This is a genomic window from Pseudoalteromonas sp. MEBiC 03485 (assembly GCF_004195145.1).
GTDB classification, from domain to species: Bacteria; Pseudomonadota; Gammaproteobacteria; order Enterobacterales; family Alteromonadaceae; genus Pseudoalteromonas; species Pseudoalteromonas apostichopi.
Genome location: NZ_SGBT01000001.1, coordinates 3,331,311 through 3,357,528 on the forward strand (window position 1 = coordinate 3,331,311; position 26,218 = coordinate 3,357,528).

Annotated in this window: 16 protein-coding genes; 12 read left to right on the forward strand and 4 right to left on the reverse strand. The window is 40.0% G+C overall.

All coding sequences use genetic code 11. From position 1 onward, the window contains the following. Window positions 1-134: 134 nt before the first annotated feature. The gene (locus EVU92_RS15335) at window positions 135-1,376 is read left to right on the forward strand and encodes a DUF642 domain-containing protein (protein WP_130051935.1); all 1,242 of its coding nucleotides are present in this window, start codon (window positions 135-137) and stop codon (window positions 1,374-1,376) included. Window positions 1,377-1,693: 317 nt separating this feature from the next. After that, complete coding sequence (locus EVU92_RS15340) at window positions 1,694-2,938, forward strand: DUF642 domain-containing protein (RefSeq protein WP_130051936.1); 1,245 nt, start codon at window positions 1,694-1,696, stop codon at window positions 2,936-2,938. A 59-nt stretch (window positions 2,939-2,997) separates the two neighbouring features. On the opposite strand, the gene EVU92_RS15345 is transcribed toward EVU92_RS15340, so the two are convergent. Then, window positions 2,998-3,528: a thioesterase family protein gene (locus EVU92_RS15345; RefSeq protein WP_130051937.1), complete on the reverse strand. Its 531-nt coding sequence runs from the start codon at window positions 3,526-3,528 to the stop codon at window positions 2,998-3,000. Between the two features lie 109 nt (window positions 3,529-3,637). Here EVU92_RS15345 and EVU92_RS15350 point away from each other — a divergent pair, with 109 nt between their 5' ends. Then, window positions 3,638-4,126, forward strand: coding sequence for a hypothetical protein (locus EVU92_RS15350; protein WP_130051938.1), 489 nt, complete (start codon window positions 3,638-3,640; stop codon window positions 4,124-4,126). 230 nt (window positions 4,127-4,356) lie between these two features. On the opposite strand, the gene tyrR is transcribed toward EVU92_RS15350, so the two are convergent. The 3 genes from tyrR to bcsE form a co-directional block, all read right to left on the reverse strand. Further along, a complete protein-coding gene (gene tyrR / locus EVU92_RS15355) occupies window positions 4,357-5,913 on the reverse strand; it encodes a transcriptional regulator TyrR (RefSeq protein WP_130051939.1) in 1,557 nt (518 codons plus the stop codon). A gap of 94 nt (window positions 5,914-6,007) precedes the next feature. Continuing rightward, complete coding sequence (gene bcsG, locus EVU92_RS15360; protein ID WP_130051940.1) at window positions 6,008-7,588, reverse strand: cellulose biosynthesis protein BcsG; 1,581 nt, start codon at window positions 7,586-7,588, stop codon at window positions 6,008-6,010. Window positions 7,589-7,757: 169 nt separating this feature from the next. Continuing rightward, the gene (gene bcsE / locus EVU92_RS15365; RefSeq protein ID WP_130051941.1) at window positions 7,758-9,383 is read right to left on the reverse strand and encodes a cellulose biosynthesis protein BcsE; all 1,626 of its coding nucleotides are present in this window, start codon (window positions 9,381-9,383) and stop codon (window positions 7,758-7,760) included. Window positions 9,384-9,504: 121 nt separating this feature from the next. On the opposite strand from bcsE, the gene bcsR reads away from it, so the two are divergent. The 9 genes from bcsR to hppD all read left to right on the forward strand — a co-directional run bounded on the left by bcsR (window position 9,505) and on the right by hppD (window position 26,148). Continuing rightward, window positions 9,505-9,732 carry a BcsR/BcsP family cellulose biosynthesis protein gene (gene bcsR, locus EVU92_RS15370; protein WP_130051942.1) on the forward strand — a complete coding sequence of 76 codons (228 nt, stop codon included), beginning with the start codon at window positions 9,505-9,507 and terminating at the stop codon, window positions 9,730-9,732. Beyond that, window positions 9,729-10,448: a cellulose biosynthesis protein BcsQ gene (bcsQ, locus tag EVU92_RS15375; protein ID WP_130051943.1), complete on the forward strand. Its 720-nt coding sequence runs from the start codon at window positions 9,729-9,731 to the stop codon at window positions 10,446-10,448. The genes bcsR and bcsQ overlap by 4 nt, the downstream gene beginning before the upstream one ends. Then, window positions 10,441-13,107 (forward strand): UDP-forming cellulose synthase catalytic subunit, encoded by a 2,667-nt coding sequence (bcsA, locus tag EVU92_RS15380; RefSeq protein ID WP_130051944.1) that lies wholly within the window; start codon window positions 10,441-10,443, stop codon window positions 13,105-13,107. Before bcsQ ends, bcsA begins: the two co-directional genes overlap by 8 nt. Further along, on the forward strand, window positions 13,104-15,353 hold the full coding sequence (gene bcsB / locus EVU92_RS15385; RefSeq protein ID WP_130051945.1) for a cellulose biosynthesis cyclic di-GMP-binding regulatory protein BcsB: 2,250 nt from the start codon (window positions 13,104-13,106) through the stop codon (window positions 15,351-15,353). The genes bcsA and bcsB overlap by 4 nt, the downstream gene beginning before the upstream one ends. Then, on the forward strand, window positions 15,353-16,468 hold the full coding sequence (gene bcsZ / locus EVU92_RS15390; RefSeq protein ID WP_130051946.1) for a cellulose synthase complex periplasmic endoglucanase BcsZ: 1,116 nt from the start codon (window positions 15,353-15,355) through the stop codon (window positions 16,466-16,468). Before bcsB ends, bcsZ begins: the two co-directional genes overlap by 1 nt. Continuing rightward, window positions 16,459-20,271, forward strand: a complete 3,813-nt coding sequence (locus EVU92_RS15395; protein WP_130051947.1) for a cellulose synthase subunit BcsC-related outer membrane protein — start codon at window positions 16,459-16,461, stop codon at window positions 20,269-20,271. The genes bcsZ and EVU92_RS15395 overlap by 10 nt, the downstream gene beginning before the upstream one ends. A gap of 244 nt (window positions 20,272-20,515) precedes the next feature. Further along, on the forward strand, window positions 20,516-21,946 hold the full coding sequence (locus EVU92_RS15400) for a peptide MFS transporter (RefSeq protein ID WP_130051948.1): 1,431 nt from the start codon (window positions 20,516-20,518) through the stop codon (window positions 21,944-21,946). A 116-nt stretch (window positions 21,947-22,062) separates the two neighbouring features. Next, window positions 22,063-24,786, forward strand: coding sequence for a metallophosphoesterase (locus EVU92_RS15405; RefSeq protein WP_130051949.1), 2,724 nt, complete (start codon window positions 22,063-22,065; stop codon window positions 24,784-24,786). 315 nt (window positions 24,787-25,101) lie between these two features. Next, complete coding sequence (hppD, locus tag EVU92_RS15410; protein ID WP_130051950.1) at window positions 25,102-26,148, forward strand: 4-hydroxyphenylpyruvate dioxygenase; 1,047 nt, start codon at window positions 25,102-25,104, stop codon at window positions 26,146-26,148. Window positions 26,149-26,218 lie beyond the last annotated feature (70 nt).

Genomic DNA, 26,218 nt, shown 5'->3' on the forward strand with positions numbered 1-26,218 from the left:
ACCAACCTCATCAATATATTATGTGCAAATTAAAAATAAAACAAAATAAAACAGCGTACCTAAATTGAAAATAACTTTATAAAAGATAAAAATATAACTGATAAAACATTTTATCTAATACAAAGGATAGTTATATGAAAAGTTTATTTTATAAGTTAGCTGTATTACCACTTGCTATTACCTCTGCACTTGCCGTGGCTAACACAAATTTGATTGAAAATGGATCATTCGAAGCCGAGGTTGTCACTGATCATAATGGCCAATGGCAATTATTCAATGAAATCACTGGTTGGACACGCAGCGAAAACGCACCTTTTGAAATACAAACGAGTAGTCTAGGAATTCTCAAAGCGAAAGAAGGCCAAAAATATCTAGAACTTGGCTCTACGCAGCAATATAGCGTGTCTCAAGCCGTAGCTACAACAGCTGGTAAAATGTATGAAATTAGCTTCTATTACTCAGCACGTGTGTCTGGTGATGATACAGCGAGTACAGTTGAAGTGCTGTGGAATGGTGAATCCTTAGGTGTTGTTAATGCTAAATTTAAAGGTTGGACTAAGTACAGCTTTACTGTAGAGGCAACTGGCACAAGTTCAGAGATTACATTAGCTGGCGTTGGTAGCAGAAGTAGTGTGGGTGGCTTCATCGATAATGTTTCTGTAAGTGAAGCTACAGAATACTGCTCAGTCCAAGCGGGTTTGTATGCAATTAATAAATATGGTTCTGATTCAGAAGGCTATATTTACCACTTAGACCCTGAAACATCAGCTGTAACAAAAGTTGCTGGTGTTACTAATACAGCTGCAAACATAGCAGGTATGGACGGTAAGCTATACTTTATGGAAAAGCTAGATAGTGAGACTAGAGACTCAAAAATTTACAGTCTAGATTTAGCATCAAATACGCAAAGCGAAGTCGCAGATACTAACTCTTATACTATTATTCGTTCTACAGTTTCTCCTGATGGTCTTAACTTACGTGCAACAAGCAAAACCTACATGTATGACTTCAACCTTGAAACTGGTGAAAAGACAGTTCTAGGAAAACTAAGCTACGAAGGTGAAGAGTTCATAGGTGGTGATATTGCATACTCAAGTGACAATAACGTACTTTATGCATTAACTGAACAAGCACTATACACAGTTGATCAAGATACTTTAGAACTTACGTTAGTAGGTGAGCATGGAGTTAACTGGGCATCAGGCCTTGCAGTTGCCGATGATGGTACGATCTATGTTACTGGAAGAAAGAGTGGTCAAAGCGCGAAGCTTTATACGCTAGATCAAAACACTGCTGAAGCAACATATATAATGCGAGGTCCAGCTAATCTAAATGATCTAACATTTATTAGTGGGTCAACTTGCTCAACACAGTAAACTTTTAATATTATAAATGCCAGTTAAATACTGGCATTTATAACTATAAAAACTTCAACACGAAACACTCACCTAACGCTCTCAAAAAATAAAAACAAAATATCAATAAAAAATCTTAAAGCAATAAAAAAATATCAGACAAAAAATTATAAAAAAACATAAAAGTAAAATAAGAAATTTCCTACCCTAAAAAACAATATTAAGATTCAAGCACTTAAACACAAAAAACAATTAAAATAAAAAATATAAAATATAAATATTTGATATTTAAATTAATAACATTAAAATTTTAATATTAAAAAATAATGGAGAAATTCATGAAAAACTTTGTTACTAAACTGGCTGTTTTACCTCTAACTATTGTATCGGGTATTGCAATGGCTGGCACAAATTTAGTAGAAAACGGATCATTCGAAAACACAGATACAGTGACCGATCACAATGGTCAATGGCAGTTATTTAACGAGATTCCTGGCTGGACAAGAAGTACTCATGCTAAATTCGAAATTCAAACAAATAAACTAGGGATCGTGACTGCACAAGAAGGTAACCAATATCTAGAGCTTGACTCAACAGCCAATTACAGTATTTCTCAAAATATTACTACACAACCAGGCAAACAGTACGAGTTAACCTTTTACTATTCTGCCCGTAAGGAAGGTAATGAAACAACAAATAAAGCTGAAGTTTTTTGGAATGGTAGCTCTTTAGCTGTTGTTAATAGCTCAAGTAAAGGCTGGACAAAATATAGCTTCATCGTTGAAGCTGATAGCACAAGCTCGGTATTAAGCTTTGCAGGTACTGGTACATCTGATTCAGTAGGTGCATTCATCGATAACGTAGTAGTCACTGAAGTTGCTGAACCATGTGCTGTTGCAACAGGTTTATATGGTATTAATAACTTTGGCTCTGAGACTGAAGGCTATGTATACCACTTTAACCCAGAATCAAGCGCTGTAACTGTTGTTGCAGGCCTTAACAATACAGCATCAAATATTGCCAACAAAGACGGTATGCTGTATTTCATGGAGCAACTTGATAAGAATAGCAAAGCATCAAAAATCTATAGCCTAAATTTAGCCACTAACACACAAGCTGAAGTTGTAGATGCGACATCATTCCCTATTTACCGCTCAACGGTAACTGCAGATGGCCTGTTTTTACGTGCGACAAGCAAAACGTATTTGTATGACTTTGATCTAACTACAGGTGAGAAAACAGTATTAGGTAAGCTTTCGTATGAAGGTGACACATTTGCAGACGGCGACATCGCATACTCAAGTGACTACAACGTACTTTACGTGTTAACAGGAAAGGCGCTATATACTCTAGATGAAGGTAGCCTAGAGTTAACACTAATCGGTGAGCACGGTATAAACTGGGCATCAGGCCTTGCAATTGCAGATAACGGGACAATTTATATCTCTGGTAGAGAAAGCGGCGAAAATGCAAAAATCTACACCTTAGATCAAAACACCGCTGAAGCGACATTCGTAATGGATGGCCCAGCCCACGTAAACGACTTAACGTTTGTTAGTGAAGCAGTTTGCGCAGCAGAGTAAACTGTGTTTAAAGCCATAAAATGCCAGCTTAGCTGGCATTTTTTTACTGACCTTTGGCATCACTTATTTGTGAGTTTCTTTTGTTCTAACATTTCTTTCCAGTGCATTACTTCTGCAGGCAGAATAGGTGCTACGCCATTAAAACCAGCAACCTCAAGCATCTCTTCGACACTTACAACGCCTTTTTTGCGTTTAAAAACACCGCGCACATAAGCAATCGCGTGCAGGCCACGATCAGAATGAAACTTTTGCTCAATATAAAAGTATTTATGATCCCAGCCAACCAAACGTGTACTAACCGTGTACCTTTGCATTGGTTTAATATCGCGAATATAGGTAATTGCAGTTGCGTTAACGATTGGAAACCAACGGCGTTTCATAATGTGCTTTAATAAACCTACTCGCTCAGTCATCCAGGTACGGGCAAGATCCATCATCGCTAAATAACGAGAATTAGTCAGATGGAAATTAATATCGCAATCCGTTGGTAACGCTTTGAATTCAATATCAATTGTGTCTAACAGTTGTTGATAATCACGATTACGTTTAATTTTAAAAAACAGTAGTATTAGTCGAAAATAGAGGTTCACGGCAAAGGTCTAACCAGTTGATGATGCACAAAGTGTATCACAGCATATTGCTAAGGCGAATATTCTGCTCTAATCTGTGCATATATTAGTATAAAAAAAGAATAACCTAATGAAATTTTTTAGTTTGGTAACTTTATTTAGTGCGAGTTTATTCACCACTTCAGCATTTGCTGACTTTAACTTTCCTGGTGAAGGTACTTTAAAGTACCCAACGGGTGTAGAAAAGGCCTTTAATTTTGGCTTTGCGTGGCAACAAGATGCTGAACAATTCTCGATTGGTGATAAAAGCTATGACATGTCTCTGCCAGAGTCATATTCAGTGGCAATTACACTTAGCAAAGACGAGGAACAAGTATGGGTGCAGGAGTTTAATAATGGCTTTATTGAGGGATTCACTTGGCAAATTGCCGATCACACCCTAAAACTCGAAAAGCGCAAATTTAGCGATACTGTAAAAGGCGATTATGTTATTAGCCTGGATAACCGAGATTACTTTTTTTCTCGCAATAACATCAGTATTGTTATTAAATTCGACAATGATGGTATTAAGAATATCGCCATTGATGGTGTCACCAAAGATATGGGTACCAAACAGTAATACCATTCGCTTAATTAATTGGTCTATTTTTAGGCAATAAAACCTCGTTGATTTCAAAAAAATTTGTTATTTAGTAGTTCTAAATCAGAAATTTTTAACGCAGGTAGCGACAGCTATAATACCTCAAAATGGTCAAGTATTATTGCGGATTGGTATGATATTGAACAACAAAGAAAAAGGCTTGAGTTTTCACCCAAGCCTTTTTTATTTAATAAATTAAGTTAGTATCATTAAACCTTTACAGTCTTACGATTAATCCCATAATCTCGAAGCTTATTTGCTACTGCTGTATGACTTAAACCTAACCGCTTTGCAAGCTGACGAGAGCTTGGATAAGCAGGGTAAAGCTTGCGAAGTAAAGTCGCTTCAAAGCGTTTTACCGCTTGGTCTAAGGTTCCTTCAAAGTCAGACTCTAGATAACCTAAATCATGGGTAAACGTTGGTAACTGCAGATGCTCAATGCGCAATTCATTATCATCTAATAATGATACTGCTCGATAAATCGCATTTTCTAATTGGCGTACATTACCTGGCCATGGGTAATCTTGTAAAAAGCGTAAACAATCTTCAGACATTACAGGCACAGAATGACCATTTTGCTGGGCATACTTTTGAATAAAGTGCTCAGCCAAAGGGCCAATATCTGCTTTTCTATCACGTAATGGCGCAATTTCAAGGGTTAACACGTTAATTCGATAGTAAAGATCTTCTCGAAATGTTCCTTCTTGGACCATTGCAGGTAAGTCTTTTTGTGTTGCTGCAATAATCCTCACATTAACTTTAACTTCGTTTTCATCACCGACCTTACGGAAGGTACCGTCTTGTAAAAAACGTAGTAACTTAGTTTGCAGCTGAGTCGACATTTCACCGACTTCATCTAAAAACACTGTACCACCATCAGCTTGCTCTAGCACACCACGTTTAGGTGCTGCATTCTCTTCATAGCCTGCATAACCAAATAATTCTGACTCAGCGACATCATCTGGCAAAGAAGCACATGATAAAGCGATAAATGGTTTTACTGAACGGTTTGATGCGTAGTGGCAAGCACGGGCGAGTAACTCTTTACCTGTGCCTGTTTCACCAGTAATGAGGATCGGCGCTTCAAGCTGTGCCATTTTGCGTGCTTCACGAACAACACGACGCATTGCAGTACTAAAATTATGTATAGTTGCAAAGCTTTCTTGGCCATAACGGCGAAACGCACTTACTTGCTGACCTAGTCTACTTTGTGATTTGATATTGATAACTGCACCGGCTAACACATCCCCTTCTGCACCTTGTGGTACTGAAATTGGCAGAATATCAGCAATAAAGTCTTCGCCAGCTACTTCGACACGCGTTGTTTGGCCAAGTACTTCTTTACCTTCTAACCAGCGAGTAAAGTTAAAGCCTTTAAGCAAGTTATTTATATTAGCGCCAATAACTTCGCTCTCAGATAATTGCAAGTCGCGACACGCGGCATCATTACATAAACGCACCCAGCCTTTAGCGTCAATAGATATAACACCATCAGGTAATGCACGCAGTAATGTATTTAACTCATTATGCTCTCGCTCAGAAGGTAAGAATGCAGTCGTACGAACGTCTTTCACACCATCTATCAAGCGGATAGATGGCATAATTTTTTGGAATTGTTCAAATTCAATAGGCGGAAAGCTGACATACATTCGACAATTAACCGAATCTACTTCGATGCCTTTTAAATCAACTTGGTAACTCACCAAGATATTGAGAATCTCTTGTGCGATACCAATTCGGTCAGCACAGTGGATATCTAAACGCATTACATCCTCAAAAAACGGGAACCTATAGTATGAGAATGATACGCTAACTCCCTGCAACTGGGTAGTCTATTGTAAACAATTTTGGACAAATAACTTAATTAGTCGGGTACCTGGTCCATTCCCCTCCATCTAATTGAATGTAGGGCTGCCCTTTTATGTACATCATGACCGTATCTTCATTCTCTGCGACCTTGGCTGAAGTTGGTAAATTATCAAGCACTCGGTTAATTGGTACCGTCCCTGTGAACAAGTCAAGCTTCATCGTATTGTTGATTAACTCTGACAGTGAAAAATAACTCATTGTTTCATCGACGACATTCAGCCCCTCATGCTTTATATCAGGGCCGATGAATTTAACCGCAGTTGGCACTGAAACAATTGAAGGGCTCGGAATTTCGCGCAAACCAGAGAATTGTAGTTTATCTCCCTGTAATGCAGCGCCATGCTCTGGCACAACCAATAGTATTACATTTCGACCTTGTGCTTCTAACTCAGTTATAAACTTATCGATATCATTAAATAAGCGCTGTTGTCTAAGCGGATAGCTTTCAAAGCTATTCATACGTTCACGACCAGCAAGTTGATTGCCATCGTGTAAGCTAATGGTGTTGTAGTAAAGAGCCCTAGGCTGCTGACTTGTACCTTGTTTATTCAACCAGTTAGTGAGTATATCCGCATCAGAATAAATGGGTTTGCCATCAAACCCATATTGCGCAGCACTAAATTGACTAAAATCCAGTTTCGGCACAGAGACACCACCGTATTGTCTGATCAAACCAATAAAGTCATCAAAGTGACCATCGTGGTTAAGAGCAACGCTAGTCTTATAACCAAGTTCTGCAAGATTAGTGAATAACTGACATTGCTCGTCAACAGGTTTAAATAGTTGCTCTTGACTTGTTTGCCCACAACTTGCTCGTAACAAACGAATTGCCGCAGGACCACTGTACGAAGTTGCTGAATTAAATTGGCTAAACAAGATATCAAAATCAGCAAATAAGTTACGTGGCTCAACACCTATCGCTTTTATATCGGCCGTCGCTAAAGAGCATATATTAAGCACAACAACATCAAATGGTTGACCATTAAATACATCTGGAAATTGACTTTGTAGTAAGTTCTGTTGCTGGTAAAAGTCTTGAAGCTGTTGCTCGGGTGTCTTTTGTTTTGCAGAATCAGAGACTAAAATAGGTACTTGTTTTTGCATAGTTTGGCTATTAGTTGCCACTTGAGGCATAACCTCATTACCGGTAGCGACTCCCCCTAACCAATACGCATAAACAAAGCCGATGATTGATATACTGGTATAGCGCAACCATTTTACAGTTAACCAATAAAAAACCACCAAAGTGAAAAGTGCCAACACCATATCAAGACTGATGACACGCGCTGTAATTTCAAAAAAATAGCCAATACTGAAATCTTGTACATTACCGGCTTGTTTAGTGAGCCGAGAAATTGGAGGTAACCACGAATCGTAATATAACAAGGCCGCACCTACCACCACACTCACAGCGTGTTTAAAACGAGACAACCATATATGTTGAAAAGAGATAGCTAGAAAAGCAAAAAATGCTAAGTTTGCAATTAAATCAAAAGAAATGTCACCTCGGCTATACAGAACAAACTTAACTAAAAAGTATAAATTCCAAACACCTAATCCTGAAAGCCTCACTTGTTATCCTTCTTGTGTCGTTTTGGCGTATAAGGGGTTAATAATACATGCCTAAATGTTAATTTTCGGTATAGCACGACTACTTTATTAAACAATGCCTTACCTATATTACTCAATAAAATACCGATAAGCATTGCAACAATAAAAGTGATAAAAAACTGATTTAAGCTCATGATAGATCACCTTTTAAGGTCACTTTTACTGGCTCGGATATTGGTCGAATCACTTTTTTGAATTCCGGTGTCTCTGTATTTAAAGTCGCTATATCTGAACCTTTTGCATCAAAAATATAACTCACATTTTCTTGTAATTGTTGAGTAAAATCAGTTATTTCAACATTTGCAAAATTACGTTGTATACGGCGACATTCTTGCTGAATATAAAAATGATCGGCAATGACATTTTTAGACATAAAAAAGTCACTCACCTGTAATTTAAATAAATGCTTAATCGCACTTTCTACATCATGCTCTCGACAAGCATGCAGATATAGATAAATCGTGCCATCTGCAAAACTAAAAATATCTCCTTCACGTTTCACATGAAATAAATGCAATGGGTGTATAGCATCAATGCGAGGTAAAAGCTCTAGCATAACAAGCACCCCACTTACGCCAAGATTTGCCGCAGAATCGCTATGCTTGGTAACCTGCTGTGCAAACTTGGTGATTGGTAGATAGCCTTTTGCTAAGGTATTTTCACTGTATTTCAGAACATCATCAATTGATTTAGGGAGTGGTCTTGAAAATTGAAATCCTTGAATTGACTGAATTTGTGATAGCAAACGCGAAGGCTCAGAATAACTATATAAAATAAGGTTAACCCCTAAAGTTAAAAATAAGCACTCGTCCTGATGACGAATTATGCCATCAACATTTTGAATTACTAATTTCAGTCTGCGTCCACATTTCTTTCGAAGAGAGAAACAATCTTTGGCTAACGCTTTTAAATCAGTGTATCGGGTAACTGCAAAAACTAACGTCGCTGATTTTTTGGTAAGCCCTTTAGAAAAAAGAGCATCATTATCATCAATTATTTTATAGAACACGGGTAGCTTTGTACCCTCAGGTACAGCACTGCGAGTTAGCCATACCTCGTCTTCATCAAAGTCTTGCTTCGTTGCTTGCGACTTATCATCAGCCTCTTGCTCTACCTCAACTAATGCAAGTTGACCATCATGAAGCTGTAAATTAACCGAACGCCCAGCGATAACTCCTTCTTTATGACACCAATAATCATACTCAAGAGTGCGAATTGATGCCTCTTGAGTTATATAAATAAGGCCATCGAAGAAACGGTTTAAGGCTAATAACTGACGTCTCAATTCACTGACATAAGCACCTGACATTAAAAACACTAAAGTGACATTTTTTGATTGTGACAAAGCAACATAGAGCTTGAGTTTTTCACCAAGCTGCTGTTCGTTCAAAGAGACTAAATGTTCTGAATCGACATGCACGATAACCGTACTGTTTTTCAGTTGCTCATACTGTTTTATTTCGTTAATAACACCACGGGAAAAATGCAAACTTTTTGATACATTCTCATTATGATGTAAATGGAATGGGTGCAGCACCTTTTGTTCGAACAAGGTAAATAATAACTCGCTTCCCTCTCCTTCGAAAAATAATTCGACTTGTTCAGAAAGCAAAAAAACCGAGTCTTTATGATTGGTTAAAAGATGCCTTGTTAACTCTAATAGCTGATTATCTAGCGGGGCAAGTAAAGCATAGTTTGCGCCTCGCTTTAGCTCAGAGAAAGCTCCGTTTAGTCCTGTAATATTTAAATGAGGCACCAACAAACCCTTAAAAAAGATACTTTAGTACTAGTTTTAAACGCTATTCTATATATAATGCAGATTATGTCCATGGATCGTGAACATTTTTAAGCTAATTTTTCTCATAACGGTTTTTTAGATGAATGACTTTGCAGTAAAAAATTCACACACCTTAACTCAATACGATATTGAAAAGTTGTTACGACAATTTGGCGGCAAGGAAACGGATTATGTTGAAATTGTTGATGTTGAAAAAAATCGCAAAACGATTGAAAAGTACCCTTTGCTTAACGATATCGCATTAGCAACAACACAAACACAGAGCACGAAAAAAGTTAACAAAAACGCAATAAAGAATCATAAATGAAGCGAATTTTTATAAAAGGAATTAAAGGTGGCACTGGTACAACATCTATTGTGGCCAACCTTGCTTGTGCTTTGAGAAAATCAAATGTGCCTGTGTATGCCATCGATTTAGATCCAAAAGGCGACTTAGGCCTACATCTTGGTCTTGCGTGGGAGCATCAGCTAGGCTGGAGTGATTACCCAAACTTTGCCTCTGCATGTGAGCAGTTTCACCAAGATAACGATGGCGTAAAGTTTTTACCCTATGGCAGCCGTTCGAACTTAGGGTTAGACTTTTCATGTATTATAGAGAGTTGTCAGCAGCTTAATGACAGCGATGACAGCTGGTTTTTATTTGACTGCCCAGCCCATGTTGATGTGCACCGCTATTCGCTAAATGAAGACGATATATTCCTTGAGATTATTAATTGTGATGCAATTTGTCACAGCTTTGCTTTCAAACGTTTAAACACTCTAAAGCAGGCTGAATCATCATGGCAGCATTATTTTTTAACCAATAAATATAATTCAGCCTCTGAGCTTGAATCAGATTTATTGCAGCTTTGGCAAACTGAATTGCCATTAATTGCTCCTTTATATATCAATAGAGATGAAGTTATCAAAGAAGCCACTGCGTTTCGTAATGTGGCAATTAATTGTGCGCCATATAGCGTTGCCAATGACGATTTTGAAACGCTAGCTGGTTGGCTTGTAAGCCGTGCGAGTCAGAATGAGTAATAATACAAGTTCAAACGGGGTTTCGCATCGCCTGCTCAAGGGCCTTTTAAGTTTGTTTTTAACGAAACAACTTGTGCGCTTTGTATTTATTAAATTTTATAGTTATTACAATCAGCATAAAATGAGCTTGTTGGGTGCGTTTTTACTTCCTTTCTTTGTACTTTTTTTGTCATTATTTATTAAATTAGATAACAATAAAAAACGTGAACTAAAGCTTAAACTTAAACGCTTGTATCCTCATGTTTCTCAACCAGTACTTACACCAAGCAATTGCATTCGGATTGCATTGCAAAGTGTGTACCTTGCGCTATTCAATACCACCACAACCTCACAGCAACATATCGCCGTTGAGCAGCGTAAATCTTGGCGTAAAATCACGCGATCAGCTCGCTTATTGAGACTGGCAGACAGTAAACTAGTACGCTCTTTTAAAGGGCTTTGGTTAGTTGCTAGAAAGCAAACAAAAACTAAATCATATAAAGCAGTGAGTCGCTCTCCACTTTGGAAAAACAGCACCTTAAAGCTCGCTTTTTTCACTCTCATTATTTTTGCGGTGGCTATATTTGTAACCGTGCCATTTAGTATTGAAGCGCAAGCAGTGTTCATTAGTTTAATTTTGGTTGTTGCTTATTCTCTAAGGCGGGTTGAAGGGAAAATGGCCACTATTGTGATGATCACCCTTTCTGTGACAACCTCTACACGTTATCTATGGTGGCGCTACACTGACACTCTTAACTGGGGTGACCCTTTAGCCCTTACCCTAGGGATTGGTTTGCTGCTTGCTGAAAGTTACGCTTGGTTAGTACTAATATTAGGCTTTTTCCAAACCATCAATCCATTAAACCGTAAACCAATCGCGTTAGGAAAAGACACAGCAAACTGGCCAACAGTTGATATTTATATTCCTACTTATAATGAGCCGCTTGATGTTGTGAAGCCAACAACAATCGCCGCGCAAAGTATTGATTGGCCTGCAGATAAGCTTAACATTTATATTTTAGATGATGGTAAGCGCCCTGAATTTGCCGAATTCGCAAAGCAAATTGGTGTTGGTTATTTAACTCGCCCTGATAACAACCATGCCAAAGCCGGTAACATGAACCATGCGATGAAAGTAACTAATGGCGACTACATTGCTATTTTTGACTGTGACCATATCCCTGCTCGCTCATTCTTACAAATGACAATGGGACAATTCATCAATGACAGTAAAGTGTGTTTAGTACAAACACCTCACCACTTTTTTTCTGCCGATCCATTTGAGCGCAACCTCAAAAACCATCGTAAAATCCCAAATGAAAATATGTTGTTCTATGGCTTAATTCAAGATGGCAACGATATGTGGGATGCGACCTTCTTTTGTGGTTCGTGTGCTGTTTTAAGGCGCAGTGCCCTTGAAGAAATTGGTGGTTTTGCCGTAGAAACCGTCACTGAAGATGCCCACACTGCTTTGAGAATGCAGCGCGCTGGCTACAAAACAACATATATTAATATTCCACAAGCCGCCGGCCTAGCTACAGATAGTTTATCTGCCCACGTTGGTCAGCGTATTCGCTGGGCACGCGGCATGGCACAAATATTCCGATTAGATAACCCGCTGTTTGGTAAAGGCTTAAATATTGCCCAGCGGTTATGCTACTTAAACGCCATGCTGCACTTTTTATCGGGTATCCCGCGTATTGTGTTCTTAACAGCGCCACTGGCATTAATTTATTTTAATGCGCAAATTATCTATGCACCGTTTGTTGCCATCTTTCTTTATATTGTACCGACCTTATTACAAGTAAAAATAACCAATTCCCGAATTCAAGGTAAGTACCGCTATTCATTTTGGGGCGAAGTTTATGAGTCAGTACTTGCTTGGTATATCTTAAAACCCACCACAGTTGCGCTTATCAACCCGAATAAGGGCAAATTTAACGTGACTGAAAAAGGTGGTTTAAACAAACAAGATCACTACGACTGGACGATTTCAAAGCCCTATATCATCTTGTTACTTGTTAACGTGTTGGGTATGGCCTATGGCGTGTTCAGATTGTTCTTTGGTGACAGCTCACAAATAGGTGTACTGGTCATTAGCATGTTATGGGCAAGCTATAACGTGATAATTCTAGGTGCAGCTGTGGCCGTTGCCGCTGAAGCAAAACAAGTGCGCAGCTCACATCGTATAAAAGCAAACTTCCCTGCAGCCATTCGTCTGGCTAATGGCCGTACCATTAAAGTTAAAATTACTGATTACTCAAACAATGGTGTTGGTCTGGAAACTGAACATACCCATCTTTGCCGTGTAAACGATAAGGTAGAGCTGTTAATGAGTCGTGGCTTAAAGCAGTTTTCATTTCCAACTTATATCTGTAACACCCGCGATAAGCAGCTGGGTCTTACCCTAAGAGATTTAGATTTAGAAAAACAAAAAGCCTTTATTCAATGCACTTTCTCACGTGCCGATGCTTGGCTTGATTGGCAAGAGAACTTTAAACACGATAAGCCTTCATACAGTTTTTCTCACGTTTTTTATACCAGCCTAAAAGGCTTTAAGAACTTGATTTTCCATGCTCCAAATGAATTAAGACCAGTGATTTCCTTTGTATCAAGGGTCTTGTACTTTGTGGCGTCATTATTACCTAAAAAACCAACAAAAGTACTAAAAACATCATGATAAAAACTATTTTGACCTTGTTATTAGCTGTTGTCACACTCAGCACATCTAGCTGGGCGATAAGTGCTGAGCCTCTCCCTAATAAAGCTATTTTTGATGATGGTTACCCTGAACAAGCGCCAATTGAAACCATGACATTAAGCTTTGAAAAGCTTGGTTTAAGCAAGTTTAAACTTGATGGTATTAGCAACAGTACGCGTGTTGATTTTACGAATCGCTTAGATAAGCTAGGTAAAAAGCTAACCCTAGACTTTTCATACACATCGTCACCATCACTTCTTGCCCGAGTGTCACATTTAAAGATTTTCTTAAATGAAAACTTAGTAACAGTGTTACCTTTTGATAAGAAAGACTCTCCAATTGGCAAAGTGTCTGAGCAGAGTGTTGTACTTAACCCTAAGTTGATTAAAGACTTCAACCAAATACGTTTTGAGCTGGTAGGTTATTACGACATGGTTTGTCAAGATGGCTACAGTGACACAATTTGGGCAGAGCTAAGTAAAAGTAGCCGTATTTCAATTGACCGCCAGTCACTAGCTCTAGAAAGCTTACTTGAGTATTTCCCTGCGCCATTTTTTGATTCACGTGATTACAGCAGACTAACCTTACCATTTGTTTTTGCATCACAACCGGATGAAAATACGCTAGAAGCAGCTGCAGCGCTATCAAGCTTTTTTGGCGCACAAGCAAAATGGCGCAAAGCGCAATTCCCTGTACAAATCAATGCAACACCAACAGAGCATAGTGTCGTCTTTGCAACAAACGACAACAAACCTGATTTTTTATTGAATTACCCAGATGTTGAAAAACCAACTGTAGAAATTATCAGCAGCCCGACTCAGCGCTACGCCAAAATACTTCTGGTTTTAGGTAAAGACACAGCACAATTAAAAGAAGCCGTTGTTGGTTTAGTCTTTGGCTATAAAGTGATGACAGGTCGCAGTGCGACTATTGATGCAATTAGCAACTTACCACTTAGAGAAGCTTATGATGCGCCACTGTGGGTGCGTTCTGATCGCGCAGTGAGCTTTGATGAGTTTATTGAATACCCAACCCAACTTCAGTCAGAGGGTTATCGCGGTCTGCCAGTTCGTTTAGATTTACGCTTTGCACCCGATTTATTCACTTGGCGTGAAAACGGTATTCCTATTACTTTGAATTACCGCAACACACCAGTTGAGAAAAACATGTTGTCGCGTTTAAATATGCTGATAAACGATAAATTTGTGGATGGCTTTATTCTTGATAATGAAGGTGGTAAGACTATTACAACCAATACCTTATTGCCTCTACTTTCAGATTACAACCCAACAAAAACTCGCCAAGACTTTGAATTAACAGGCCTTGATTTAACAACTAAGAATCAACTAACTTATGATTTTAATTTTGCAGTAGTAAAAACAGGTGAGTGTAGTGCCATTCCTGCCGGTGGTGAGTTTGGTGCAATTGATGGCAGCTCAACGATTGATGTAAGTGACTTCCATCACTACATTGCCATGCCAAACTTACGCGCTTTTGCAAATGGTGGTTTTCCATTCACCAAATATGCCGATTTACACCAAAGTACTTTAGTAATGGAAGCTAACAGCTCAGTTAATGCGATTAGCTTATTACTTAACTTCACAGGTCATTTAGGCGCTATTACTGGCTATCCTGCGCACCGTTTAGACATTCAATTTCCAAGCAACCAATTTGCGCTAAAAGATAAAGACATTATTATCATTGGTAAGCCTGATTCTTTCTTAACATCGCTTGCCAAAGACAGCGCGTTAAGTGTGCTGTTCAACAACAACCAACGCATTGTCGATCAAGCTATCTACAATGGTGCATATGACACCAAAGGCGCTGAAAAAATTAAAATAAACATAAGTAGCATTGGTCGTTTAGCCGTGATGTCAGGATTCCAGTCACCGTTCGATTCAGACCGCTCAGTAGTTTCTTTGATTGCCAGTAATGAAAGTGCTTATGCACTACTAACTGATGCCCTATTAAATGAAGAAAAAACGGTTCAAATTACAGGTAGTTCAGCAATTATTAATAGCCAAGGCATCAAAACGATTAAAACCGATGAGCAGTATTTTGTCGGTCACGTGCCTATTCATACGCTCATTTGGTTTCACTTTTCAGACCGTCCAGTACTGTTAGCGATTTTATCGCTACTAACACTATTACTTATTTCATTTATGTTGTGGCGAGTGCTCGCACTACTAACCAAAAAACGTTTATCTGAAGGAGATAAAGCATAATGAAAACTATCGCTTCTTTATTATTCGTTTTTATTTATTCTACCAATGCATTGGCTCAGTTAAGTTGTAGTACATGGCCGCAGTGGAATAACTTTAAAACTCACTTCATTACACCCGAAGGACGAGTGATTGATTTAGGCAGTGAATACAGCATTACCACTTCAGAGGGGCAATCTTATGCGCTATTCTTTGCTTTACTTGCAAATGATAAAGCCAGCTTTGATAAATTACTTGAATGGACCGAAGTGCACCTTTCTGAAGGTGATTTAAGCACCCGTTTACCAGCATGGCAATGGGGAATAAAGCAAAACCAAGGACAAATCCTTGATTCAAATCCAGCGTCTGATTCAGATTTATGGATTGCTTATAGCCTTTCACAAGCTGCAATATTATGGAATGAAAGACGCTATGCAGTGCTCAGCTCAGTACTTGCTGAGCGCATCATTCGCGAAGAAACAGCGCAGATACCAAACCTTGGCCTGACTCTATTACCTGGGCCAACAGGCTTTAAAAAAGACAGTCACTGGAAGTTAAACCCAAGCTATGCACCGCTATTTATATTTGCGCAATTTGCGCACCTATACCCGCATTCACCTTGGCAAACATTACACGATAACTCTGCGCAGTTATTAATAGATACAGCACCTAAAGGTGTTAGCCCTGACTGGGTTAATTACAGTGTTGAAAAAGGCTTTTATCATGATAAAAAAGCTCCAGCAACCGGCAGTTATAATGCGATTCGTGTCTACCTTTGGGCTAGCATGATGGCTAATAATGCTGCATATAAAAAAAACCTCACTGAACAGTTTAAACCTTTTGTTGATAGCATCGTCTCTTCAGGCAAAGTGCCACTTGAAACCAATGCGCTAACGGGAAAAACATCAGGCAACGCCCCAAGTGGCTTTATTGCGGCATTACTACCACTGCTTGCAGAAGATAATGCTTCACAAACTGTCACTGCGCTACAGCAGCAAATCATGATGGATAAACGCTTTACCACCAGCCGCTATTACGACAGCGTATTGTATTTATTTGCTAATAGCGCCCTGAATAAGCGTTTTAGTATTGATAAAAAAGGAACATTAACAACTAACTGGAGCAATGAATGCCGATAAAGTGGCTACTTGCAGCAGTTTTAGCGAGCTCCAGTGCATCCGCAGCAAATAACAAGGACCTTAATAGTCAATCAATTGATTGGTTAATTAGCCAAATACAACTTGGTGAAATTGAGCGCGATAATCAATTAATGAGCGACAGCTTAGAAAAACTGCAAAGCATTGCACCTAAAAATACTCAAGTGCAATGCGCCGAGGTGCGCGTTTTATATAGTCTAAAAGAAAGTGACAAAGCCAATGCTCGGTTAGCAGAGCTTAGTAATCTGTCGCATCCGTGCGTAACAAGCTTAATCATGCTCGCACGCGTAAATAATCAAGACAAAGAAACCGTTCAGCAAGCTCGGCTACGTGCCAGAGCTGGGCAATACAGCGATGCGGTGAAAATTTATAATCGCCTGTTTAAGTCAGCCTACCCTAATATTGAATATGAACTTGAACACATAAACTGGCTTGCTCAAGACACAAACCAATACCAACAAGCATTGCGTGGCTATCGCTCTTTGATAAAGCGCTACCCGAATAGCGGCCGTTTTGAGCTTGCTTATGCACGTCACTTATTAAAGCAAAACCCGAGTAATAAAGAAGCCATTGCATTACTGAGCCATTATGCACACAGTAACCAATACGGTGTTGAAGCTGAATTTGCTTGGCTTGCGGCACTTGAAGATATGCCGCTTAATAAACAAACTGAACGCGAATATCAGCGTTACTTTGCTGCTTACCCAAAAAGCAGTAAAGGTCAGTTGCAATTTAGTGACTTTAAAAAAGCACATTTAGCTGAGCAAAAGAAACAAGCCGATCCAGCTTACCAAACATGGCTTAAAGGCAGCACTGAGCTTGAAAAACGCCATTTTAATACAGCTGAAAAACTATTTAAAAAAGCTCTACAAGGCCGACCTCAAGACCCTGAAATATACAATAGTCTTGGGTTATTAAATCTTAGACAAGGTAGAAATGCCAAAGCGTACCAGTACTTTAAAAAAGCCCAACAATATAGTATCGATACAAATCGTATTACTGTATTTATAGGTTTGGCCAATACCGCACGTTTTTGGCAATACATAGATGAAGCTAAATCGGCCATCAATAGCAATGAATTGAAACGTGCAGGTCTCAAACTTGATTTAGCTGATACCTTAAATGAAGACCCGAATACCGTGTTGTTTTACCGCGCAGAACTTGCCAAGCAAGCTGGGCAATACCAAAACGCGATGAATTTCTATAAGCAAGTCCTAAAAGACGATCCCTTGCAACAGGCTACCTTGAGCGCCATGCTCGAATTAACTGCCTCAGATGATAATTATGCTCGTAGTCATCGTTTTTATAACAGTTTAAATCAACAACAACAGGCATTGATTACTGAAGATTACACGCTATTACAAACACAACAATTGCGAGCCCGCGCTGATGACCTTACTGCCAAAGGTAAGCTAGATGAAGCAGTTGATGTGTTACTTTTGGCAATCAAACAAAGCCCTCGTCAAAGTTGGCTCTATTATGACCTTGCAAATTTATACCAACAACAAGGTTTGGTTGATCATGCCAAAGCTCTTTATAAAAAAACCTTGTGGCAATTTCCGTTAGATGCAGAGCTACGCTATAGCCATGCTTTATTTTTACGTTCGTTGAATGATTTTCAAGGAGCATTGGCAACCTTAGATTACATTCCAAATAACGCGCGTACTGAACAAATCAATGTACTCACAGAGCAATTGAGCATTAATACCAAGCTTGAAAGACTCTCTGCCAATAATACAGCCACTAATAAGGCCACGGTGATTTATAAGCTCACCGAGTTAGAAGCACAACCATTAACGCCTTTAATGCAAGCAGAGCTTGCCAGCCAATGGCAACAAATTAATGAGCAACAATATGCGATTAGGCAGCTGAAAAAAGCCCTAATTCGTGATCCAAGCTTGAGTCCTTATTGGCATATGACCTATGCAGCTTGGCTTATTGAAAGCGACGATAAAAATGCCTCTGATATCTGGTTTGCTAACTATCAACTGCCGAGTAACGCAACCGATGCTGAGCAGTCACAATGGCTAGCACTGCAAATAAACTATATTAATCGCTTTAGCGATAGTAACCAAAGAGTTACCAAGCTGTCAGCCCTTGCATCACAATACCCTGATAACTCAGAACTGTCAGAAGCATTAATCAATGCTCATATCGAGCAAGGCAATAGTAACGAAGCTATTACTCGCTTTGAGCAGCACATCGCTAAAGGTCAAACAGTGTCAACGGATACCGCTTTGGCTATTGCAACACTTTCGCGTCAGCAGCAAAAACATGATTTAGCTGATCGCATCATTGCTGGGCAAATTAATCAAGTTTCGAGCGAGCAAAGCTATCGTCAGCAGCAATTAATGGCTGCACTTGAACCATTTGAAGATACTCAGAGCGCAATAAATCTAGCTGAGCAATTGCTGGCTAAATCCAACAATAACCAAGAGCTCTATTATCAAGCTGCTGCGGTTGCACAAGCTAAGCACCAGAATAAGCTTGCTCAAAGCTGGTACCGTGCGGCAGTTGACCCATACGCTGCTACGAGCGACTTAAGTGATGAGCAGAACTATGAGCTTTATGCCCTTGATGAAAATGAAGCGTGGTATGTCAATAATGCTAAGCGCCAATTGCAAGGCATCGAGCGAGATGAGCAAGCGTATATTACCGCCGCAATCAACTTAAGTAGCCAAACCAGTACGCAAAATGAGTCAACCCTCGGCGCTGGTGCAAGCCCTATTGAAGCAGGTTTCCCTTTGTGGGGTGGCACAGGGATTGTGAAATTAGACCCGATGACAATATCAAGCCAAGAAACCCGCTTTGATGAAACCTTTGCTGGTAGTCGCTATGGTCAAGGGGCCCTCTGTATTTTTGATTGCCCACTTTTAAGTATAAAACCAAAGCAACAAGGTATGGATATTGGCCTTGCTTGGCAAAACGAGCAATGGCGCATTGATGTTGGTACTACTCCACTTGGCTTTCTAGTCGAAGATATCGTGTGGGGCGTTAATTACAAAGGTGATTTAGGCGACTTTGGTTATGGCGTCACGTTTAATAAACGCCCAGTAACTAGCTCTGTATTATCTTACGCCGGACTTGAAGATGTCTTTACCAACCAAGTATGGGGTGGCGTTAGAGCAACGCAATTACAACTTAGCCTATCCCATGACCTAGGCCTAGACTGGGGTTTTTGGGGCAGCACCAACTATCAAATCTTGCAAGGTAAAAATGTAAAAGACAACCAAAGCTACAGTCTAATGGGTGGTAGTTACTATCGCTATATTCGCGAAAGAAACGCCGAATTAAGCCTAGGTCTTAACTTATTACACTGGTCATATAAGTATAATTTAAGTGAAGAAACCTGGGGACATGGTGGCTATTACAGTCCGCAAAACTACTTGGGTGCTTCTTTACCTGTTATTTTTGATAAACGGGTTGGTCATAATTTTATTTATAGGCTTCGTGCTGGGGTATCTTGGTCTACCACTACCACTGACGACATCGCATTTTTCCCGAACGACCCTATTTTGCAAGGCCAAGCAGAAGCTCAAACAGCCGTAACAGGTGTTGTGCCATACTTTGAGGGCGATACCAGCAGCGGCTTATCGTATAACTTAGGGGCAAGTTTTGAGTATCGATTCACTCCTCATTGGTTCTTTGGTGGTTACTTCAACCTAGATAGAGCCGATTTTTACGAACCGAATTACGCTCAGCTGTACTTCCGTTATTACTTTAATCCGGTGTATAGCGAGCTGGCATTCCCTGGGAAACCTGTTGTGCCTTATGCAAGCTACTAACCATCGCATCCCAAGGGGCAAGTGTCGCAAGATCTTCCCCTCACCATAAGGTCTATGTATACTGTAGCGCACTTGTAGCTAGGATAAGGGTGTGTCTCTTACCTTCAAGTATAAAACTTGAACAACAAACCATTATCTTAGCTGCATCAAAAAACATGGCCGCCCGTTCACTAAATAAATACATAGAACGACCAAAGCAAAAACAATAAGGCCTCAAATAAAAACTTAGAGTTAGGAAGTAAATATGAGTTCATTACCAAAAGCAGGTGACTTTTTAGGGCATCCTAAAGGGTTGTTCCTGTTGTTCGGCACAGAAATGTGGGAACGTTTCGGTTATTACGGCATGCGCGCCATCTTAGTTTTATACTTAGTAGCGCTTGTTCAAGAAGGTGGTTTTGGTTGGTCAAATGCAGACGCATTAAGCCTTTATGGTACCTTCACAATGGCTGTATACATTACACCACTGTTTGGTGGTTGGTTAGCCGATAACGTATTGGGGCAACGTAAAGCAATTATCCTTGGTGGTTTATTAATGGCTGCTGGCCACTTCACTATGGGTATTCCGCACAGCTACTTAGCTGGCCAAGAAGAAAACGTATTCTATATTGGTTTAACCCTTCTTTGTATTGGTAACGGTTTATTCAAGCCAAACATCTCAACCATGGTTGGCGATTTATATAAAGAAGGTGACCAACGTCGTGATGGCGCATTTACTATCTTTTACATGGGTATCAACTTAGGTGGTGCATTAGGTCCTCTAGTTGCGGGTTATGCTGCTGCAGCAATGGGCTGGCAATGGGGTTTCATCGTAGCTGGTGTAGGTATGGTTTTATCTGTACTTTTACAGCTTGCATTAAGCAACAAATACTTAGGCAACATCGGTGTTGTACCTTCAGCTAAGCTTTCTCAAGCGCAGTCTGAATCAAATACTAAAGAGCCATTAACTAAAGTTGAAACTGACCGTATTAAAGTTATCTTCACTATGAGTGTATTCAGCATCATCTTCTGGATGGGCTTTGAACAAGCGGGTGGTTTAATGAACCTTTTCGCTAACGATTACACTGACCGTATGTTACTTGGTTTTGAAGTGCCTGCTTCTTGGTTCCAGTCATTAAACTCAATTTTCATCATTGTATTTGCACCTTTAGTTGCCATTATTTGGTTAAAGCTTGATAAACGTGAACCAAATTCACCAGTTAAGTTTGCTATTGCACTTATTTTCTTAGCACTTGGTTTCATTACTATGATCCTGGCGCTTATGACACAAGGTCAAGGTGAGCACCTACAAATCAGCATGATGTGGTTAGTATTATTCTACTTATTCCACACGCTAGGTGAGTTGTGTTTATCTCCAATTGGCTTATCTATGGTGAGTAAACTTGCACCACTACGTTTAGCTTCAATGCTTATGGGTATCTGGTTCCTATGTACAGCCGTTGCAAACAAAATTGCAGGTTTCGTAGGTTCATTCCTAGGTGAAGGTGAAGAAGCGTTAGACAACGCGATGGGTATCTTCATTGGTTTAGGCGCAACTGCGGTTCTTTCTGCTGTTATCATGTACTTACTAAGCGACAAACTTGTAGCTTGGATGCACGGTGCTGAAGGCCAACACGAGCCACAAACTACTGAGCATATCCTAGCTGAAGAGCTAGAAGTGACAGCTGAAAAGCAATAATATTTATTCCCCGTAGCGCCCGCTGCGGGGAATTTCTCTCTCCCCTATTCCCTCTGCGCCCTTAAAACTGATACTATATTCTTATACTAATTTGGTATGGCAAAGGAACTGAGTAAGTGCGCTCTAACACTCAACTACTGGTCATTATTCTGACTAGCTTATTACTGACAGCATGTGGTGGCGATAAAACAACAAAAGAAGTCGCAGCAGCTCCTGATCAGTCTGGTTTAATTATTTCTGTTGAAAATGGTTTATCGGCTGAATTTGCACAGGGCGATGTCACACTTAATGCAATAAGTAACACGGTTACAACAGACACCACATTTACTTACACTGAGACAAGCGCTTCAAGCACAGATATAGAGCAAGGTATTGTCTCGAGCATTCATACCTTTCGCCCCAATAACCTGATATTTGCTGAGCCATTAAGTTTAGCGATTAAGTTACCAAATGAACAAACCAACCTTGCCTTTAGCATAGTGCAGTTAGTCGATGAGCAATGGCAAACTCTCGCTACTGAACAAAGCGATGATGGATTTGCAGTCAGTGCTATCACAGAATTTGGTAGCTTTGCTTTAATTTCTCGCACCATTCCTTCGGTTAGTAAAACCATTGGCGAGCAATGTAATGACACAGCCAGTAACCAAACTGTACGCTTTATTCATGTTGCTGATTTACACGCGCGCTTTGGCTTTAAAGAGCAATTATTCAGCCGTATTCGCAGTTACTACGACAATGCAAAACTTGAAAACCCTAACACCTTATTCACCAATGGCGGTGACGATTATGAAAAAGGCACTGTAGCTGAACAAACCTCACAAGGGTTAGCCACAGTCGAAGCAATAAAAGCTATGGCCTTTGACGTACGAGTGATTGGTAACCACGACTATGCGTGGGGACCTGAGCAACTGCTGGACTTTGCCGATGACGATAATGCCATCGTGCTTTCAAGTAATACCGAATATGATGGTAGCAGCGAAACGCCATTTGCCGGTGTCGATTTTTCAGTTGTCCAAGTTGGTTGTCTTCGAATTGGCTTTTTTGGTATGACTTCAGTGCCTTGGAATGAACTTGATGATCCTATCGAAGAGGAACCGATCCCTGATTTTATCGCTAATTTCAAAATGAATTGGCAGTGGCAAGAAGTGGCTGAGCAGATTGTTAACCAATACCGTCAAGATGTTGATTACATGGTCATGGTGAGTCACTTAGGTGAAGGCACTGACACCCGTATTGCACAAAATGTTGCAGGAATTGATTTAGTACTTGGTGGACATACCCATGGCGGTGAAAGCTATCAAACCTTAGATAACGGCAGCATTGTCATTCAGCCAAACTTTTTTGCTCAAGGGCTAACTGATCTTACCTTAACCTTTAACCTTGAAGACAAGACACTTGCGGATGTTGATTACAATACCGTAGCAACAACCAGCATTACGACCCGAGATGAAAGCACTAAAGCCGCCATTGATGAAATCATGGGTCGCTATGCCCCAGATGCAAATACCGAAATTGCCGTTTCAGAAAATTACCCCACTGCAGAAGAACTCACGACGATTACTGCCAAAGCTGCCATGCAGCAGTTCCCTGCTATTGATGCGGCCTTGCTTGATGCAAGCCAAGTACAAGATCGCTGGCTACCAGGAACGTTAACCCAAGAAGACTTCCATGCCGCGTTTAAGGTTGAACGCCAACCATCGAATACCCCGGGCTTTAATTCAATTTATCAAGTCGCGGTGACAGGCAGCCAATTAAAAAACATGCTCGAAAGCCGACCTGAATGGGTCTCTTTAGTGCCTGATAACATTAATGATGCAAGTAATTACCACGTAGCTCTATTTAAAGGCCCAGCGCTTAATAGCGAATTATTCTTCCCAGCTCTGCCAAACTTAGAAGCGCAATTGGTCGCTGAAAGTTGGTGGCTGCTTGATAATTACGCACGAGCACGCACCAGCCAATGTTTATATCTCGATACCGATAACACGCTTAATGCGTGTAAAACGGATGATGCAGTCACAGTATGGAATTTTAATAATCCTGAGCAAGGGTTTAGCAGTGACTTTGGCCCTGCAACACTCAGCTTTTATGACCCTGAAGACAAAAACTGGGGGCCAGAGAATAGCCAATTTGCGACCACCACTGAACTTGAAATTACTGATTTACCAAGTGGAGCCTCTGGCGTGTTGTCCTTTGCTCGTCATAGCCCAACACAAGGCTTAACCTTAACGGTTAATAGTGCTGCTAATGGTGATTATCAAACAGAAGGCCTTATCGCTGATTACACCTTAGTGATGGATATTATGTGGCCAGAACAAAGCACCAATGAGTGGCGCTCATTACTACAAACCGATATCACTAATAGTGATGACGCAGACCTTTACGTCAGCCGAGATAACGCCATCGGTATTGCCACCAGTGATAGCGGTTACTTTGGCGAGCTTACAGCAAACAGCTGGCACCGTATTGCTTTTGTGTTTTATGCTGCTCCAAACAATGGTGCACTAAAAATTTATCTTGATGGCGAGCTAATTGGTATTAAAGATGAAGGTGAAATCAATGAGCGCTGGGCAATAAACAATGCGGCCTTACTTTTAACCGATAATGACTACGAAACTAAGCCGGGTTACTTAAACGCCTTGTTATTTGCAGGTCGTGCGATGACTGATGCCGAGATTGCCAATATGGGTGCTGCCCAGCAACAACTTAATTTTACGCAATCAACCCGTACCTTAAACCAAGTAGTTGAGCGTCATTATCAAGCTGCACCACAAATTATGAATAACCCTTGGTTACAACAACGCAGCAAGTTTTTTAACAAAGCGCGCCAAACCGTAAACTAAACTATACAATCGCCTTAATATAAAAGGCCGTTTCAGGCCTTTTTTATTGCCTGAAAAACGCTAAAATTTACTATTAAATACATATAGATAACCATAAAGATGGTTAACCTCTTTTAGTCAACCTAGTGGCTTACTCACTGCCTTTGTTAGGGCAATTGCTGAAATTAAAATCATTGTCCCATTTAATTTACAAAGAAGGCTTTAGCTAAATAGTGCTGGGATCTTCCCCTTATCGAATTTCTGGTTAATCATCCGCTCATTACAGAACAATAATTCTTTTTTAGCGCAGTGCTTATAATTGCGGGAGTAATGACAATGAGCGAAGTAAATAATCCATTAGGCCTAATGGGCATTGAATTCACTGAATACGCAACACCTGATGCAGATTACATGGACAAAGTGTTTACTGATTTTGGCTTTTCAAAGCTAAAAAAATTCAAAGGTAAAGACATTGTTTACTACAACCAACATGACATTCATTTCTTACTAAATAATGAGCGTGATGGTTTCTCTGCTGAATTTGCTAAAAGCCACGGTCCAGCAATCTGTTCTATGGGTTGGCGTGTAGAAAATGCGCAAAAAGCATTCGATGTTGCTGTTGAGCGCGGTGCAAAACCTGCGACAGACTCAACACACAAAGATTTACCTTACCCAGCTATCTACGGTATCGGCGACAGCTTAATCTATTTCATCGAGCAATTTGGTGACAAAGGTTCTATCTATGAGTCAGACTTCGAAGATTTAAGTGAGCAAAACATTGTTGAAGACAAAGGCTTCATCCGTATCGACCATTTAACTAATAACGTTTATAAAGGCACTATGGAAACATGGGCTAACTTCTACAAAGACGTATTTGGTTTTACTGAAGTACGTTACTTCGACATTAAAGGCCAAAAAACAGCGTTATTATCTTACGCACTTAAATCTCCATGCGGTACTTTCTCGATTCCAATCAACGAAGGCAAAGATAACAACAACAACCAAATCGATGAGTACTTAAATGAGTACAATGGTCCGGGTGTACAACATTTAGCATTCCTTACTAATGACCTAGTAAGCTCACTTGATAAGCTTGACCAATCAACGATTGCTACGCTTGATATCATCCCTGAGTACTACGATACAATTTTTGACCGTGTGCCTTGGGTTAAAGAAGACAAAGAGAAGATCCGTAAGCATCAAATTCTAGTAGATAGCCAAAGCGAAAATTGTTACCTACTACAAATCTTCTCGAAGAACCTATTTGGTCCAATCTTTATCGAGATGATCCAACGTGTAGATGACGGCGGTTTCGGTGAAGGTAACTTCCAAGCGCTTTTCGAATCAATCGAACGAGATCAAGAGCGTCGTGGTGTAATCTAAATCATCATTATGAATAAAAAGCAGCGTGTGGTTTGGCTATATTCACACGCTGCTTTTTGTCGTTTTAAAT